Origin of the sequence: Marichromatium sp. AB32, assembly GCF_003718675.1 — a bacterium.
Taxonomy (GTDB): Bacteria; Pseudomonadota; Gammaproteobacteria; order Chromatiales; family Chromatiaceae; genus Marichromatium; species Marichromatium gracile.
The window spans coordinates 1-18,056 of record NZ_RHFJ01000059.1 but is presented as its reverse complement, the minus strand read 5'-3'; the positions used below and the strand labels follow the sequence as shown (position 1 = coordinate 18,056).

The window sequence follows — 18,056 nt, the reverse complement described above, 5'->3', positions numbered from 1 at the left end:
ATCTCGCCTCGACCTCGGCGGCGACGAGCGCGCGCTCGACGGCCTCGCGATCGCGCGCGGCGCGCGCCGCCGAGGCGCCGCCCCAGCCGCCGGACTGCCAGGGATGGCGCCCGAGCGCGACCAGATCGGCCACCGAGATCGGCCAGCGCACGCCGTCGTCCTGACCGAGATAGGCCAGACGCCGCGCCCGCTGGCGCGCCGGCAGCCGCGCCAGCGGCTCGCCGGCGAGCCGCACCTCGCCGCGATGGGGCAGCAGTTGGGCGATCGCCTTGACCAGGGTGCTCTTGCCCGAACCGTTGGGACCGACCACCCCGAGCAGCTCGCCGGCCTCGAGGGCGAGCGCGACCTCGCGCAACAGCGTCCGCGCGCCGATCCGGACCTCCAGCCCATCGACCGTCAGCAGGGTCATCCCGGCGCCCCGCGCGAGCGCAGCACCAGCGCCAGGAAGAAGGGCGCGCCGACCAGCGCGGTGACCACCCCGAGCATCAGCTCGCGCGGGGTGTCGAGCAGACGCAGCGCGATGTCGGCGACCAGCACCAGCAGCGCGCCGCCGAGTGCGCTCGGCACCAGCAAGGCGCCGGGACGGTGGTGTACCAGCCGACGCAGCAGATGCGGCACCACCAGACCGACGAAACCGATGGTGCCGCTCACCGCCACGGTCGAGCCCACCGCCAGCGCCGCGCCGAGCACGATCAGCCCGCGCAGCCGCGCCAGATCGACCCCCAGGCTCGCCGCCTCGGCCTCGCCGAGTGCGAGCACCTCCAGCGCCGGCGCGGTGGCTAGCAGCAGCATGAGCCCCAGCACCACGAAGGGCAGTGCCAGCAGCACGTCGTCGAAGCTGCGATCGCTGATCGAGCCGAGCAGCCAGAGCACGATGTCCTGCACGCTCGCCGGATTGGGCGCGAGGTTGAGCGCCAGCGAGGTCAGCGCCCCGGCGAGCGCCGAGAGCGCCACCCCGGCGAGGATCAGCGTCAGGTTGCTGGCGCCGCGCCGGGTGAGCAGATAGAGCGCCAGGGTGGCGAGCAGCGCGAACAGCATCGCCGCCCCCGGCAACAGCCACAGGCTGATGGCGGTGAGACCGAAATGCAGGGTGAGCACGGCGCCGAGTCCGGCGCTCGCCGAGATCCCCAGCAGCCCGGGTTCGGCCAGGGGATTGCGCAGCAACCCTTGCAACGCGGCACCGCTGGCCCCCAACGCGGCGCCGACCAGCCAGGCCAGCACCACCCGCGGCAGCCGGATCTGCTGCACGATCAGCCGTTGCTCGGTGCTGCCGGTACCGAGCAACCCGGCGAGCACCTCGCCCGGCGTGAGCGGCGCGGCACCGAGACCGAGCGAGAGCAGGCTGGCGAGCGCGAGCGCCACGAGCAGCGCGAGGTTCAGCGACCAGGGCGCGAACAACCGGCGCATCACCGCCCTCCCCCGACGCTCGACGGCGGCAGCGCCTCGACCGCGGCGACGATGGCCTCGGCCGCCGCGACCAGCTCCAGCCCGCCGCAGCCCCAGGCATCGCCCGGCACCCGCACCGCGGGGATGCGCGCGAGCTGGTCGCGAAACAGCGGGTGACGGGCGTAGGTCGAGGCGCTCGGCGGCTGGCGGCGATCGAAATAGCCGAGCAGGAAGAGATCCGGCGGATCGCTCACCAGCCGCTCCAGCGGGAAGCGGCCCCAGCCGCGATGGCCTGCCTCGGCGGCGAGGTTGACCAGCCCGAGATGGCGCATCAGTCCGTCGACATAGGTCCCGGCCCCGGCACTGCCGCCGCTCGGGCGCAGATAGAGCGCACGCCGACCGGCAAGCCGCCCGGCGAGCGCGCGCATCCGGCGGCGCGCCTCGGCGGCCAGCGCGGCCCCGGCCTCGGCACGCCCGATCGTGGCGGCGACCGCGCGCGCCGTCTCCAGGCTGTCGTCCCAGTCATGCGGATAGGGCAACTCGATCAACCGCACCCCGCGCTCGGCGAGCAGTCCGGCGTGGCGCCGCCCGCCCCAGCCGCTGTAGACCAGGGCGATGTCGGGCTTGAGATGGAGCAACTCCTCGACGCGCCCCCGATTCCCGGGATAACGCTCGGCGAGCGCCGCGCGCGGCGAGCCGGGCCGCTGGCTCTGTACCGAGACCGAGCGGATCTGTCGGGGATCGGCGACGGCCAGCAACAGCAGGTCGGCGCAGAGATTGGTGCTGGCCACGCTCGGCGCGGGCGCGGCGGCCAACGGCGGGTGCCAGCACAGCACGACCAGCGGCAGGCACCAGACCCAGATGTGGCGCATGCGAGAAGCGAACCTGGACATCGGCGGATCAGTCGATGGGGATACCGAGTCGGGAGAGATCGATCGCATGTCCGGCGCTGACCAGATAGCTCGCCGCGCAGCGCGGCCCCAGCCGTCGGGTCAGGGCGCCGAGCCGATCGCGAAACAGCCGACCCTGCGGGTGCGCCGGGATCACGCCCCAGCCGGTCTCCTCGGCGACCAGGATCACCGGCGCGCGGGTACGCCCGAGCTGCTCGAGCAGACGCTCGACCTCGATCGCCCATTCGGCCTCGGCGGCCTCCAGCCAGTTGGCCACCCAGGTGCCGAGCGAGTCGACCAGCAGACAGTGACCGGTGCGGTCGTGCTCGGCCAGCGCCGCGACCAGCGCGGTCGGCGCCTCGCAGGTCAGCCACTCGGGCGGGCGGCGCACGCGGTGCGCCTCGATGCGCGCGCACCACTCGGCGTCCTCGGGGTCGAGCGCGGCGGTGGCGACATAGACCACCGTCAACCCGGAGTCACGCGCCAGACGCTCGGCCCACTCGCTCTTGCCGCTGCGCGCCGGACCGGTCACCAGGATGGCGCCGGTACGCGGCTCGATGCGATGATCGGGACGCATCTCAGGCATCGTAGCCCAGCACCGGCGAGAGCCAACGCTCGGCCTCCGCGAGCGTCATGCCCTTGCGCACGGCATAGTCCTCGACCTGATCCTTCTGCACCCGGCCGATGCCGAAATAGCGCGACTCGGGGTGCGAGAAGTACCACCCCGAGACCGCCGCCGTCGGCCACATCGCATAGTTCTCGGTGAGGCTGAGATCGATGCGCCGCTCGGGTTCGAGCAGCTGCCACAGGGTGCCCTTCTCGGTGTGATCGGGGCAGGCGGCATAGCCCGGCGCCGGGCGGATACCGCGATAGTGCTCGGCGATCAGCGCATCGTTGTCGAGGGCCTCGTCGGCGGCATAGCCCCAGAAGCGGGTGCGCACCAACTGGTGCAGCCGCTCGGCGAAGGCCTCGGCGAGGCGGTCGGCGAGCGCCTTGAGCATGATCGCGCTGTAGTCGTCGTGATCGGCCTCGAAGCGTTCGAGATGCGCATCGATGCCGTGCCCGGTGGAGACCGCGAAGGCGCCGAGATAGTCGGCCCGGCCCGAGTCGTGCGGGGCCAGATAGTCGCTCAGACAGAGATTCGGCTGGGTGCCGTCCTGGGCGCGCAACATCTGCTGGCGCAGATGATGGAGCACCACCTGCGGCTCGGCGCGCGCCTCGTCGGCGTAGAGCGCGATGTCGTCCTCGCCCCAGGCGTTGGCGGGGAAGAAGCCGAACACGCAGCGCGCGCGCAACCAACGCTCGCGCACCAGTTGATCGAGGAAGGGCAGCGCCTCGGCATAGAGCTCGCTCGCCTCCTTGCCGACGATCTCGTCCTCGAGGATCGCCGGGAACTTGCCGGCCAGCTCCCAGGCCTTGAAGAAGGGCGTCCAGTCGATGCAGCCGACCAGGTCGTCGAGCGGATAGTCCTCGATCACCGCGATCACCCCGTCGCCGACGCGCTCCAGACGCAGGTCGAGCCCCTCGGGGGCGGTGAACGCGGGATCGAGCAGCGCCGGGCGCGGCGGCTGGTAGGCCGCCCAGTCGAATCCCGCCCGGTTGGCGCGCGCCGCATCGATCGGCATCGCCTTGCGCGCCGTGCGCTTGCCCTCGCGATCGGCGCGCACCTTGGCGTATTCCTCGCGGATGCCGGCGATATAGCCGGCGCGCTGCCCCTCGCTGAGCAGGTTGGAGGCGACACCGACCGCGCGCGAGGCATCGGGGACATAGATCACCGGGGCCTCGCGCTGGGGCGCGATCTTGATCGCGGTATGGAGCTTGGAGGTGGTCGCGCCGCCGATCAGCAGCGGCATGTTCATGCCCTGACGCTCCAGTTCCTTGGCCACGTGCACCATCTCGTCGAGCGAGGGGGTGATCAGCCCGGACAGCCCGATGATGTCGACCCGCTCCTCGCGGGCGCGCTGGAGGATGGTCTCGGCCGGGACCATGACGCCGATGTCGATCACCTCGTAATTGTTGCACTGCAGCACCACGCCGACGATGTTCTTGCCGATGTCGTGCACGTCGCCCTTGACGGTGGCCATCAGGATGCGACCGTTGTGCTGCTCCTCGGCGCCGGAGGCGGCGCGCTCGGCCTCGAGGAAGGGGAACAGATAGGCCACCGCCTTCTTCATCACCCGCGCCGACTTGACCACCTGCGGCAGGAACATCTTGCCGGCACCGAACAGGTCGCCGACATGGTTCATGCCCGCCATCAGCGGTCCCTCGATGACGTGCAGCGGACGCCCCAGGGCCTGACGCGCCGCCTCGGTGTCCTCGTCGATGTACTCGGTGATGCCCTTGACCAGGGCATGCTCCAGGCGCTTCTCCACCGGCCAGCTACGCCACTCCTGATCCTGCTGGCGCGACTCGCCGCCACCGCCGCCGGCCTGATACTCGGGGGCGATGTCGAGCAGCCGCTCGGTGCCGTCGGCGCGACGGTTGAGGATGACGTCTTCGACCGCCTCGCGCAGCGCCTCGGGCAGGTCGTCGTAGATGGCGAGCTGACCGGCGTTGACGATGCCCATGTCCATGCCGGCGCGGATGGCGTGATAGAGGAAGACGGCGTGGATCGCCTCGCGCACCGGGTTGTTGCCGCGGAAGGAGAAGGAGACGTTGGACACGCCCCCGGAGATCTTGGCGTGCGGCAGGGTGCGCTTGATCTCGGCCACCGCCTCGATGAAGTCGACGGCGTAGTTGTCGTGTTCCTCGATGCCGGTGGCGACGGCAAAGATGTTGGGGTCGAAGATGATGTCCTCGGGCGGGAAGCCGACCCGCTCGGTGAGCAGCCGATAGGCGCGGGTACAGATCTCGACCTTGCGCGCACGGGTATCGGCCTGGCCGACCTCGTCGAAGGCCATCACCACCACCGCCGCACCGTAGCGTCGACACAGCCGCGCCTGGTGGAGGAACTTCTCCTCGCCTTCCTTGAGCGAGATCGAGTTGACGATCGGCTTGCCCTGGACGCACTTCAGCCCGGTCTCGATCACCTCCCACTTGGAGGAGTCGACCATCACCGGCACCCGGGCGATCTCGGGCTCGGCGGCGACGAGGTTGAGGAAGCGACGCATCGCCGCAACCGCATCGAGCAGCCCCTCGTCCATGTTGACGTCGATCACCTGAGCGCCGTTCTCGACCTGCTCGAGCGCGACGCTGAGCGCGGTGTCGTAGTCCTCTTCCTTGATCAGCCGGCGAAAGCGCGCCGAGCCGGTGACGTTGGTGCGCTCGCCGACGTTGACGAACAGCCCCTCGGCGCCGATGTTGAGCGGTTCGAGCCCGGAGAGCCGACAGGCCGGGGCGATCTCGGGACACTGTCGCGGCGAGACCTCGGCGACCGCCGCGGCGATCGCGCGGATGTGATCCGGGGTGGTGCCGCAGCAGCCGCCGACGATGTTGAGAAAGCCGCTGCGCGCCCACTCCACGACCTGCCCGGCCATGGTCTCGGGGTCGAGGTCGTAGCCGCCGAGTTCGTTGGGCAGCCCGGCGTTGGGATGGGCCGAGACGTGGCAGTCGGCGATGCGCGACAGCTCCTCGACATAGGGACGCAGCTCGCTCGGACCGAGCGCGCAGTTGAGCCCGATCGAGAGCGGCTCGGCGTGACGCAGCGAGTTGTAGAAGGCCTCGGTGGTCTGGCCGGTGAGGGTGCGCCCGGACTGGTCGGTGATGGTGCCCGAGAGCATGATCGGGCGCTCCACCCCGTCCTCGTCGAACACCTGACGCACGGCGAACACCGCGGCCTTGGCGTTGAGGGTGTCGAAGATGGTCTCGATCAGGATCAGGTCGGCGCCGCCCTCGATCAACCCGCGGGTGGACTCGGCATAGGCCGCCACCAGGGTGTCGAAGTCGATGTTGCGCTTGCCCGGATCGTTGACGTCGGGCGAGATCGAGGCGGTGCGGTTGGTCGGGCCGAGCACGCCGGCGACGAAGCGCGGACGCTCCGGGGTCGAACAGGCATCGGCGGCGACGCGGGCCAGTCGCGCCGCCTCCACATTGATCTCGCGGGCGAGCGCCTCCATGCCGTAGTCGGCCATCGCCACCGAGGTGGCGTTGAAGGTGTTGGTCTCGATGATGTCGGCGCCGGCCTCGAGATAGTCGCGATGGATGCCGACGATGATCTCGGGCTGGGTGAGCACCAGCAGGTCGTTGTTACCCTTGAGGTCGCAGGACCAGTCGGCGAAGCGCTCGCCACGATAGTCGGCCTCGGTCAGACCATGACGCTGGATCATGGTGCCCATGGCGCCATCGAGGATCAGGATCGAGCGTTCGAGACGCTCACGGATGAGGGCATTGGAGTCAGTCATGGGTGCTCGCGGATGTTCAGTGGCAACGCGCGCCGGATCGTCGCGTGTCCCGGCGCTCACGGCAGACGCACCGAACCCGTACACGACGCCGCGCAGACGTCCGCTCTGTGGCTGTCCATCCCGGACCTGCGGACCGCTCCATCCGCATCCGGGATGAAGGCCCATTCGGCGCGGAGACCGTCGAGAGGAGACCGGCGCGCCGCACGCGAGGTGTTCGGCACCGGGCTAGTCAGTGAAGACCCTGGGGGTCCGGGACACTCGTAGACAAGTTTCGGACGATAACAGAAAACGGGATCGAGTTCCGCATCCAAGGGCCAAGCGCCGTCATCGCCCCGCGTTGGAGTCACTCCAGCCGAAAAGACCCGCCCCTGCTCACCCGCCGTACGGTTGACGGTGACCGTTGGGATGGCGTGCCCGCACGTTGTCGAACACATCTGCGTCGCCTTCGGCGAGCAGCGTCAGATGATGTGCATCGATGAAGGATTTCCCCATCTCGCCGCAACCGAAGGGGGCCGACTGGACGCAATCATCGCAGACTCCAATAACCCACCGCTTGGCTGTTCGGACAGCATCGGGACAGGCCGATAGCGCGCGGTCAATATCGAGACCTGCGTGTGTTCCGGCCGCGCATCATCGGCACACTGTCGATCAACCTTCATCCTGGCGCTGATCTACTCTGCCATCGAGCTGGCGCAACAACGCCTCGGCCTGCCCGCGCTCGGCGAAGTCCTCGGTCCCTCGCAGCAGCGACTGGAGCAACACCCGTGCCTTGGCGTCCTCGCCAGCGGCGTGGAGGATGCGCGCCTTGTGGAACTGCATGGTGACATTGCCCGGCGCGACGGCGAGCGCCTGGTCGATCAGGGCGCCTGCCTCCTCGATCTCACCGGCGCCGAGCAGCACCATCGCCAGGGTATCGGTGATGCTGGGCACGGACGGGGCGAGACCGTGGGCGCGCCGGGCGAGATCGATCGCACGCGCCGGATCGCGCTCACGCAGCAGCCAGGCGAGATTGTTGAGCGCGATCAGGTTCTCGGGCTGGGTCTCGAGCACCTGCTCGAACTGCTCGGTCGCCGCATCGGGCTGGTCGAGCTGATCGAGATAGAGCTGGGCGAGCGCGAAGCGGGTCTCGATATCCTCCGGGTTGCCGTCGAGCCATTGGGTCATCTCGGCTGCGGCGGTCTCGGGCTCGCCTGCGGCCAGCTGCGCCTGGGTCAGGCGTCGCAGATTGAGCCCCGAGGGCGCCTCCTCGAGCAGCGCACGAAAGCGCGACTGGGCCTCCTCGACCTCGCCCTGACGCAGCGCCAGACGACCCTCGAGGGCGAGCACATCGGGGTGCTCGGCACCGACGACCTCACGCAATGCGGCGATGCGCGCGACGGCCTCGTCGACCTCGCCCTGGACGATCGCGTACTGCGCCAGACCACTGAGCGCCGGCACCGACTCGGGGTCGAGCGCGAGCGCCGACTCGAACGCCCGCGCCATCCGTTGCGGGCGCTCCAGCCCGGCCTCGGCGAAGGCGAGCGCGACGAAGGACTTGGCCGTCGGCACCAGCTCGGTGAGACGCAGCAGGGTGTCGCGCGCGGCCTGATAGCGCTTGAGCGCAAGCTCGGCCTCGCCGCTCAGTGCGAGCAGGTTGAGGTCCTCGGGGTGATCCGCGCGCACCGGTTCGAGCACCGCGAGCACGCGGGCCGGATCACCGGCGCGCAGATGGAAGGCGGCGAGATAGAGCCGCGGCTGCAGCGCGCTCTGATTGAGCGCCACTGCGGCCTCGAGATAGGCCTCGGTGGCCACGCGATCGTCACGCTGCAGCGCCACCTGCGCCAGCCCGACCAGCGGCGCGATCGCCTCGGGGTGGGCCTGGTGCGCGGCCTCGTAGAGCCTCTGCGCCGCAGCCGGATCACCGGCCTCGAGCGCCAGCTCGGCCAGGCCGCTGCTCGCCGCGACATTGGCCGGATCGAGTTCGAGCGCGCGCCGCCAAGCGGTCCTCGCCTCGTCGTCACGCTCCATGCGTCGCAGCACCTGACCGACCAGCACATGACCTCGCGCCGCCTCGGGGCGACGCGCGCGCAGCGCTTCGGCCGCTTCCAGCGCAGCGTCGGGGTCGCCGGCGCGCAGCTGACCGAGCACCAGCTGCTCTGCGGCCCCCCACAGCGCACCGCCCGGCACGGGCGCAACATCGGCACTCTCGAGCAGGCGCTCGAAGGCCGCCGCCGCAGCGGCGCGATTGCCTTGCAGCTGCGCCAACCGGCCGGCGATCAGCAGCACCTCGGGGTGATCGTCGCCGAGACGCGACGCCAGGACCCGCAGCCAGCGCTGGGCCGTCTCCTGATCACGCTCGGCGAGCGCCAGCCGCGCCAACCCACGCAGCGCGGGGACGAAGCCCTCGTCGATCCGCTGCGCCCGCTCCAGCGCCTCGCCGGCGGCCTCGAGATCACCGAGACCGAGACGCGCCGAGGCCAGCGAGACCAGCACCCTGGGATCCTGCGGGGTCAGGCGGGCGAGTCGTGCGAGCGTCGAGGCAGCATCGCCATAGCGCTGCAACGCCAGCTCGGCATCGGCCACCAGGCCGAGCAGCAGGGCATTGTCCGGGAAGGCATCCAACGCCTCGGTGGCGGTACGCAGCGCCTGCTCGGGGGCATCGGTGCGCAGCTGATAGGCGGCGCGATAGAGCTGCGGCTCGAGTGCCTCGGGATCGGCCGCGCGGGCGCGGCGCAGATAATCGTCGGCGCCGCTCAGGTCGTCCTGCGAGACGGCGATCCTGGCCAACGCGATCAGCAACGGCACGCTGCCGGGGTGATGCTCGAGCCCGCGTTCGAGTTCGGCGCGCGCACCATCCATGTCACCGCTGCCGAGACGGATCACCGCCAATCCGCTGAGCGCGGCGAGACTGCCGGGATCGCGCTCCAACGCGGCGTTGAACACCTCGGCAGCGGCCTCGGGCTCCTGGCGGCGCAGATGCACCGCACCGAGCAGCGCCAGCGCACGCACCGAATCGGGTGCCCGGTCACGATAGGCGCGCGCGGCCTCGAGTGCACTGTCGAGGTCGCCGCTGCGCAGCTGCCCGATGATCAGTTGCTCGCTCGCGCCCTCGAAGTCCGGCGCCTGTTCGAGTGCGTCCTGCAGCGCGCGCACGCCCTCCTCGGCATCGCCCTGATCGAGCAGCGCCGCACCGAGGCGTGCGCTGACGGTCGCCGACTCGGGAATCTCGGCCTTGACCCGGCGCAGATAGCCGATGCCCTCGTCGCGCTTGCCCTGACGCATCAGCGCCGAGGCCAGCAGATCCATGGTGGGCAGATCGTCGGGGGCCTGTTCGAGGATGCGCCGCGCCTGCCCCTCGGCCTCGGCGACATCGCCGGCCTGGAGCAGCGCAGTCGCCAGCAGGCGGCGTGCGGCAAGGTCATCGGGACGTTCGGAGACGGCGCGCTGGAGATGGATCAGCGCCAGCTCGGGCTCGCCCAGGGCGAGTCGGGTGGCGCCGGCGAGATAGAGCGCGGGGCCGAATTCGGGGCTGTCACCGAGGGCGGCATCGAGCGACTCGATCGCCGCGGAAAAGTCCTGCCGGCTGTAGTGCAGCATGCCCTGGGCATAGTCGACCAGGACGCTGTCCTTGATCACCCGGCGCAGGCGATCGATATCCTGCTGCGCCTCGTCGAACTTGCCGGCCTGGATGCGCACATAGGTCCGGCCGAGTTGCGCCCTGACCTGCTCGGTGGGCGACTTCATCGCCTTGCCATAAGCCGCCTCGGCGCCGGCAAGGTCGTCTTCAGTCCGCGCGATATCGGCCAGCAGCGCCCATGCGCCGCCGACAACCGCCTGATCGTCGGCCGCGACCGCCCGCTCGGCCAAGGCGCGGGCATCGGCCATCCTGGCGGAATTGAAATGGACTTTGGCCATCGCCAACTGTGCACGAAACGACGTATCATCGGCTTGCAGCGCAGCCACTGCCTCACGCTCGGCGCGCTCGCCGTCACCCTCTCGCAAGGCGGCTTCCGACTTGATGGCCAAGATTTCAGCACGCAGCGCATCGCTGGCTTGCTCAGGGACGGAAAGCGCATCGAGGCGCGCCAGCTCGCCCTGGATCAGCCAGGCCCGCGCCAGCCAGGGCTGCAGCGCCAACGGCTCGGCACCGAGGCGCTGCGCGCGCTCGAACTCCTGCTCGGCGGCGACCGCGTCCCCCAGCCTCAGGAAGGCGCGCCCCAGCAACACCCGCGCCTCGGCGTTCTGCGGCTCGGCCTGCAACAGGTTCTTGAAGGCGATGACGGCGGCGCGCCACTCACCCTCGGCGAGCGCACTCTGGCCTTCGCTCATCAGCTCGCCGGGATCGCCGGTCGAGCGCCCGGCCTCGCAGCCGCTCCCCAACGGGGCCAGAACCACGGCAACCAGCCACCACTTGCGCAACACCGTCAAGCTCGTCATCGTTCTCCCCTCAACGACCGATTCAATGGATGGACAGCAGCCGTCCGCCCCGTCGTCCGTCCTTGCCGAGTGCGCGGACGGACGCAAGAACACGCGATGGATACCCCGCAAGGCCCGAGCGATCATGCCGGATCGTGGACGCAAACTCAACGCGCCCCCGTCTCCGCTGAGCAACGGCCACGACGACGGCCATCGCCGCACAGCTTCGGCCTTCCGGCAACACCCGGATGCCAGGCGACGCGGTGAACCGTGGCGACCCCGGGTGATGGGAATGAACTCAGACGCCGCGCATTGCCAACACCGTGTGCATGTAACCTACTGCGCGCGCCCTGAGTCACCATATCCGAGATCGTCATGCCCTTACACAGATTCGACTTCGAGACCGCGTTCAGCCGCAACATCGGCTGGCTGACCCGACAGGAACAGCAGGACCTGCGCCAGCGGCGCGTAGCCATCGCCGGACTCGGCGGCGTCGGCGGCAGTCACCTGATGACCCTCACCCGGCTCGGGCTGGGCGCCTTCAGCATCTCCGACTTCGACACCTTCGGTCTGGTCAACTTCAATCGTCAGGCCGGCGCCTCGCTGCGCTCGATCGACCGCCCCAAGATCGAGGTGGTCTCGGAGATGGCGCGCGACGTCAACCCTGAACTGGAGATCCGGGCCTTCCCCGACGGGATCAAGGCCGCCAACGTCGACGCCTTTCTCGAGGACGTCGACATCTATGTCGACGGGCTCGACTACTTCGCCGTCGAGGCGCGCCGGCTGGTATTCGCCGCCTGCGCGCGCAAATCGATCCCGGCGGTCACCGCCGCGCCGCTCGGCATGGGCGCTGCGGTGCTGGTGTTCGTGCCGGGCGGGATGGGCTTCGAGGACTACTTCCAGCTCGAGGGCAGGAGCGAGGACGAGCAGCTGATCCGCTTCCTCCTCGGGCTGTCGCCGGCGATGCTCCAGCGCAGCTATCTGGTCGCACCCGAGGCGGTCGACTTCGACCAACACCTCGGCCCCTCGACGCCGATGGCCTGCGAGCTCTGCGCCGGGATCGCCGCGACCCAGGTCCTCAAGCTGCTCACCGGGCGTGGCCGGGTGATCGCCGCACCGCGGGCATTGCACTTCGACGCCTATCGCAACAAGCTCAGCGTCACCTGGCGTCCCGGCGGCAATCGCAACCCGCTGCAGCGCATCGGTCTGGCAATCGCCAGACACCAGCTCAAGCGCATGCGCGAGACGAGCTGAGCGCCGGACAATCACCCTCGACCAAGGACAAGGACCCTGGCATGACAGTCCCACGCCTCCCCGGGGCGCTCGCACTCGCGCTGCTGCTGTTGCTCGGCGCGCTCTCGGGCGCCCTGTTACCCAGACTCCATCTCGACAACGCCCCCGAGGCCTACTTCCCGGGTGACGCCCCGGCGGTACGCTTCGAGTCGGCGCTGCGCGCGGACTTCCCCCCGGATCAGGTGCTGATCGCCCTGTTCGAGGGCGAGGACCTGTTCAGCGACGCCTTCCTCCAGCCCTTCTTCGGGCTGATCGAGGACATCGAGCGCAACCCCAGGGTCGAGCGGGTGCTGGCGGTGGCCGGTGTCGACCACATCAGCGGCACCGCCGAGGGCTTCGTCGTCGAGCCACTGCTCGATGCCGAGATCGCCGCCGCACTCACCCCCGCCGAGCGCCGCCAACGGGTGCTCGACGATCGCCTCGCCGCCTCCTACCTGGTCGCCGACGACGGCCGGGCCATGGCGCTGATCGTGCGCCCGCTCGAACTCAGCGACAGCCTGCAGCGCCTCGCGCTCGAACAGGACACCCGCGCGGCCATCGCCGCGGCCGGACTGGAGGGACGGCTGACGGCCATCGCCGGACAGGTGGCGCTCGACGTCGCGCAGCTGCGCGCGATGATCCACGACACCCTGATCTTCGTACCGGCAACCATGGGGTTCGGCCTGCTGATCATCTGGCTGATGTTCAGGCGGGTGCTGGCGGTGGCGGTCAGCGCCCTGGTGATCGCGGTGGTGGTCAACCTCACCGTCGCCCTGCTGGTGCTCGCCGGCAAGCCCTACACCCTGGTCTCGGCCCTCCTGCCGCCGCTGATGTCGGCGCTGACCATCGCCTCGCTGATCCATTGGCTCAACGCCCTGGCCCAGGCATCGCGTCACGGACTCTCCGGGCAGGCGCGCATCGACTGGGCGCGACGCCGGGTCGCCCGCCCCACCCTGTTCACCGCCTTGACCACCGCCGCCGGGCTGGCCTCGCTCGGTTTCAGCCCGATCCAGCCGATCGCCGCCTTCGGGCTGGTCGCAGCAGCGGGGATGCTCGCACAGTGCGCGATCGTGATCGGGTTGGTGCCGCCGATCTTCGCGCGCTGGGACCGTGGCGAGTGGCAAACCCGCCGGACACTGCGACCGCTCGACCACGCGGTCGGACGGCTGCGCCATCTCGGCATGCGTCACGCCGGTTGGGTACTCGCCGTCACCGCCCTGGTACTGGCGTTGGGGGTACCGCAGATCTGGCGCATCCATACCGAGACCGACATGCTGCGCTTCTTCACCCCGGCGCACCCCATCACCCAGGCCAACACCCGCATCCAGGAGCGCCTGATCGGCACCACCACCCTGGAGCTGGTGTTCGACGCCGGCGCGCGCGACGCGCTCAAGCGCCCCGAGCGCCTGGCGCTGATCGACACCGTGCAGGGATGGCTCGAGGACCAGCCCGAGGTCGGCCATACCCTGTCGATGGTCGACCTGATCGAGGAGATGCACTGGGGCTTCCACGACGAACGGGCCGACTACCGCACCCTGCCCCGCGATCCCCGGCTGATCGCCCAGTATCTCTTCATCTACGACGGCACCGACCTCTACGAGCTGGTCGATCGCGAGTTCGCGCGCACCCGGCTGACGCTCAATCTCGACATCCGTGGCGCGCGCGCGATCAACGCCTTCATCGCGCGGGTCGAGACGCGGCTCGCGGAACTCGACCTCCAGGGCATGGAGGTGCAGGTGGCCGGGTTCGGCAGGCTGTTCGCCGATCAGGAGCGGCTGCTCATCGACGGCCAGATCCGCGGACTGGCCGCCGCCGTGGTGCTGATCTCGCTGTTCATGCTGGCGATGTGGCGCCGCCCCGGCGACGCCGCACTGTGCATGGTGCCGAACATCGCGCCGATCCTGCTGATCTTCATCGCCATGGGGGTGCTCGGGATCTGGCTCGATATGGCCACCGCGATGATCGCCAGCGTTACCGCCGGCATCGCCATCGACGACACCATCCATCTCTTCCACGCCTACCGTCGCAACCTCGCCGCCCACGGCTCGCGGGTCTGGGCGCTGGCCCGCGCCTATCAGCACAGCGGTCGTGCGGTGGTCGCCACCACGCTGATCCTGTGCGGCCAGTTCCTGCTGCTCGGCAGCTCGGCGTTCGTGCCGACGCGCGAGTTCGGCCTGCTCACCGCCGTCGGCCTGCTCACCGCGCTGATCTTCGATCTGCTGCTCTTCCCGGCGTTGCTGATGGCCGTCGGACGAGCGCGCGCGCGGCGCGGGCGAGCGGACTGGACAGGTCGGTGAAATCGCACCAGACTTTGGCGCAATGTCAGTGGGGCGCGAACCGGATGCGCGAGCACCGCCAACGCGCCCCACTGAACTCCCCAAGCGCCGCGCCGGGCCTTGCGGACCGCCGCGCCACCGAGCCTGAAGCGAGGAAGCCCATGTCGAGTCCATCGCCCCGCCCCCAGCGGACGTCACGACGGCTCACGCCGCCACGAACGCATCACTGGACAACGGCGCTCGCGCTGCTGCTCGCCTGCGCCCTGCTCACCCCGGTGCACGCCGATCCCAAGGGGGAGCGCCTCGCCCAGCAGGTCTACGACCGCCCCGACGGGCGCGACCTCACCACCCGCGGCACCATGGTGCTGCAGGAGCGCGGCCACGCCCCGCGCACCCGCGAGATGTTCATCTACCGTCGCGACCAGGGGGGCGGCGAGGTCTCCACCCTGATCCGCTTCACCGCGCCGGGCGACATCGCCGACACCGGGCTGCTGACCATCGACCATGCCGCCGGCGAGAGCGACCAGTGGGTCTATCTGCCCGCGCTCGGCAAGCCCAGGCGCATCCCCGCCGCCCGCCAGGGCGGGCGCTTCGTCGGCTCGGACCTGTTCTACGAGGACCTGCGCGATCGCCGCGTCGCCCTCGACGAACACCGCTGGCTGCGCCAGGAGACCTACGAGGGGGTGCGCACCGAGGTGCTCGAGAGCACCCCGGTCGATCCGGGCAACTCGGTCTACGGCAAGCGGCTGAGCTGGATCCACCCCGAGGCGCTGGTGGCGCTGCGTATCGACTTCTTCCGTCCCGGCCAGAACCAGCCCTTCAAGCGCTTCACCGCCCGCCGACTCGAGCGCATCCAGGGCTACTGGACGGTGACCGACAGCCTCATGACCGATCTCGACAGCGGCCACCAGACGCGGATGACCAGCACCCTCACCCGCTATGACAGCGGACTCGACCCGGTGCTGTTCTCGCGCCGCGCGCTCGAGGACCCGGTATTCGAGTCCAGGTTCCGGCCATGAGCGCACGCGCCCTCGCACCGCTGCTGCTCGCGCTCGCCGCAGCCCCCATCCAGGCGCAGGAGGTGCTGATCATCGGCACGCCCGAGACGCCGGCAGCGGTGCTGCCCGAGCCGACGGCGCCGATCGAGCGACACACGTTGGAACTCGGCATCGACCGACTGTGGACCGAGTTCGGCGCCCTCACCGAGGGCGAGGCGCGCGCGGCCACCAGCGCCCACTTCACCGGGGTGGTCGCCGCCGCGTGGCGCCCGGCGCCGGCCTGGGAGCTGCGCGCGGCACTACGCCTCGATGGCGACGCCCAGTCCGGCGCCGACCGCTTGCGCGCGCTCGCGCTCGACTACGACGAGAGCTATCTGCGCTACCGCAACCCGCAGCGACGCGTCACCCTCGGCGCCCAGACCGTGCTCTGGGGGCGGGTCGACGAGATCCCGCCGACCGACCGGCTCTCGGTGCAGGACATCAGCCGCTTTGCCATCGACGAACTCGACGACCGCCGCCGCGCCGTGCCGCTGCTGCGCTGGGAGGAGTTCGGCACCGATCACAAACTCGACCTGGTGGTGATCCCGGCATTCCGTCCCGCCGAGCTGCCCGACGACGACAGCGTCTGGTACCCGGTCGACCGTGACCAGGGGCGGCTGCTGGGGATCCGCTCCGATCCACTGCTCGCGGCCCTGGTGCGCGGCGCCAGCACGGGCGACGATCGCCCCGGCGGCGCCGGCGCCGGTCTGCGTTTCAGCCACAGCCTCAGCGGTCTCGACTACGCACTCACCGTGCAGCACACCCGTCACTCACTGCCCTACTACGAACTCGACCCGGCGGTGCGGCGTGCGCTGCTCGACGGCGCCGATGTCGCCAGCGCGCTCGCCGCCGGCGGCGAGCGCCCGACCTTCCTCGGGCGTCACCCCTACACCACCATCCTCGGCGGAGACCTCGGGGTGGTGGTCGGCGGCGCCACGCTGCGGCTCGAGGCCGCCTGGCTCAGCGATGTCCCGGTGACCACCCGCGACCTGCGTCTCGACACCGTCGCCGGGCTCGACTGGGTGGCCGGCATCGAGTTCTATCCGGGCGACGCCGACACCCGCATCAACCTGCAGCTGGCCGGGCGGCACCTGCTCGACGCGCCGCCGGTGATCGACTGGGTCGACACCCTGAGCCTCAACGGCCAGCTCGAGAGCGAGTGGGGCCAGGGTCGCTGGCGCGGTCGGCTGCGTTTCGCCGCCGGACTCAACCGCCACGACCTCTATCTCAACCCCGAGATCGCCTATATCGCCCGCGAGCCCCACGAGTTCTATCTCGGGGCGCACTACTTCGACGGCGAGGACGGCACCTTCGGCGACTTCTATGCCGACGACACCCTCATCGCCACCGGCTGGCGGGTGCGTTACTGACCCACGAAACGCCCTGCACAGGAGTGTCGGCAGACTTTACAACCCGCCCCTCACATGCCTGCATAAATCCAAGAAAAATTCTCAAGTAATTGAAAAATAATAACAAAAAAACCTGGCCCAACATCTGCATACAACTCCAGCGAGGGCCGCGTGACTCCGGCAAAGGAAGCTGCCGACGACGCCCCGACAGCGCGCATACAGCTCAACCTCGCAGGAGTGAAACCATGAAGACCTTGACGATCTCGCTGGCCGCAGCGACCGCACTGACCGCCAATGTCGCCAGCGCCGGCCTGATGTATCTCAATCTCCCGGACAACAGCTACGACGCCACCCGCTTCATCGGCGCGCCGGACGCGAACACCATGACCGGGACCTTCAGCGAGTTCGGCTACAGCCAGCTGCTCGCGACCTCGATCTACGACTTCACCGACGGCTCGGTGGCCGGGTCCTTCTTCGACACCAACGACCCCACCACGCTCGCCAGCTACGGCATCCCGACCTCCGGGACCGCGCTCGACGGCGTCTCCACCGTCGATCTGGTCATGCCGAACTGCCCGCTCGGCCAGTGCGACATCGACGCCCTGAGCCCGCTGGTACCGCCGCTCGCGACCGACAACGAAGGCTTCCTGCAGACCTGGGACCTGCAGGTCGAGTACACCTTCTACGGTGACCTCGGCGCCGGCGGTCCGACCTATACCAGCGGCACCTTCGACGTCTATTTCAACGACCTCAACGACGACACCAATGACCGTCTGGTGCTGACCGGCGAACTCACCGGTTCGCTGCTTTCCCCAGCCAACCTGTACCTGTACTTCGACATCACCTTCGTCGTGGATAACTTCCTGTTCATCCAGGACGACAACGGCGTCTTCGTCGATGCCTTCGACAAGCTTGCCGCCGGCGGCACCCCGACGCTGGAACTCGACACCAACGTCGATCCGCCGATCCCGACGCCCGACCAGCTGCTGCTCGTCGCCGGCCCCAGCGGTCCGGCCGCCGTCCGCCAGCAACCTCTCGACGGCTCGGTCACCGGCAGCATCCCCGAGCCGGCCACCCTCGGCCTGCTCGGCGCCGGTCTGCTCGGCATCGG

The 18,056-nt window shown here is 69.8% G+C and carries 11 protein-coding genes; 5 read left to right on the top strand and 6 right to left on the bottom strand.

All coding sequences use genetic code 11. From position 1 onward, the window contains the following. The 6 genes from EBL85_RS14110 to prsT all read right to left on the bottom strand — a co-directional run. Positions 1–409 (bottom strand): ABC transporter ATP-binding protein (locus EBL85_RS14110; protein WP_148040555.1); only part of this gene is annotated, 409 nt, incomplete at its 3' end. Next, the gene (locus EBL85_RS14105; RefSeq protein ID WP_123143246.1) at positions 406–1,407 is read right to left on the bottom strand and encodes an iron ABC transporter permease; all 1,002 of its coding nucleotides are present in this window, start codon (positions 1,405–1,407) and stop codon (positions 406–408) included. The genes EBL85_RS14110 and EBL85_RS14105, both read right to left, overlap by 4 nt. Further along, positions 1,407–2,258 (bottom strand): ABC transporter substrate-binding protein, encoded by an 852-nt coding sequence (locus tag EBL85_RS14100; protein ID WP_223806157.1) that lies wholly within the window; start codon positions 2,256–2,258, stop codon positions 1,407–1,409. Before EBL85_RS14100 ends, EBL85_RS14105 begins: the two co-directional genes overlap by 1 nt. A gap of 28 nt (positions 2,259–2,286) precedes the next feature. After that, entirely contained in the window at positions 2,287–2,862 is a 576-nt protein-coding gene (cobU, locus tag EBL85_RS14095) for a bifunctional adenosylcobinamide kinase/adenosylcobinamide-phosphate guanylyltransferase (protein ID WP_123141229.1), read from the bottom strand. Beyond that, on the bottom strand, positions 2,855–6,616 hold the full coding sequence (metH, locus tag EBL85_RS14090; protein WP_123143245.1) for a methionine synthase: 3,762 nt from the start codon (positions 6,614–6,616) through the stop codon (positions 2,855–2,857). The genes cobU and metH overlap by 8 nt, the downstream gene beginning before the upstream one ends. Before the next feature lie 648 nt (positions 6,617–7,264). Beyond that, positions 7,265–11,032, bottom strand: a complete 3,768-nt coding sequence (prsT, locus tag EBL85_RS14085) for an XrtA/PEP-CTERM system TPR-repeat protein PrsT (protein ID WP_190288096.1) — start codon at positions 11,030–11,032, stop codon at positions 7,265–7,267. A gap of 354 nt (positions 11,033–11,386) precedes the next feature. Here prsT and EBL85_RS14080 point away from each other — a divergent pair, with 354 nt between their 5' ends. From EBL85_RS14080 to EBL85_RS14060, 5 genes are all read left to right on the top strand, one after another. Continuing rightward, positions 11,387–12,265: a ThiF family adenylyltransferase gene (locus tag EBL85_RS14080; protein WP_123141232.1), complete on the top strand. Its 879-nt coding sequence runs from the start codon at positions 11,387–11,389 to the stop codon at positions 12,263–12,265. 41 nt (positions 12,266–12,306) lie between these two features. Continuing rightward, positions 12,307–14,580, top strand: coding sequence for an RND family transporter (locus EBL85_RS14075; RefSeq protein WP_123143243.1), 2,274 nt, complete (start codon positions 12,307–12,309; stop codon positions 14,578–14,580). 140 nt (positions 14,581–14,720) lie between these two features. Further along, complete coding sequence (locus EBL85_RS14070) at positions 14,721–15,578, top strand: outer membrane lipoprotein-sorting protein (RefSeq protein WP_123143242.1); 858 nt, start codon at positions 14,721–14,723, stop codon at positions 15,576–15,578. After that, entirely contained in the window at positions 15,575–16,966 is a 1,392-nt protein-coding gene (locus EBL85_RS14065) for a hypothetical protein (protein ID WP_123143241.1), read from the top strand. Before EBL85_RS14070 ends, EBL85_RS14065 begins: the two co-directional genes overlap by 4 nt. A gap of 224 nt (positions 16,967–17,190) precedes the next feature. After that, on the top strand, positions 17,191–18,056 hold an 866-nt coding region (locus EBL85_RS14060; RefSeq protein WP_123143240.1), incomplete at its 3' end, for a PEP-CTERM sorting domain-containing protein.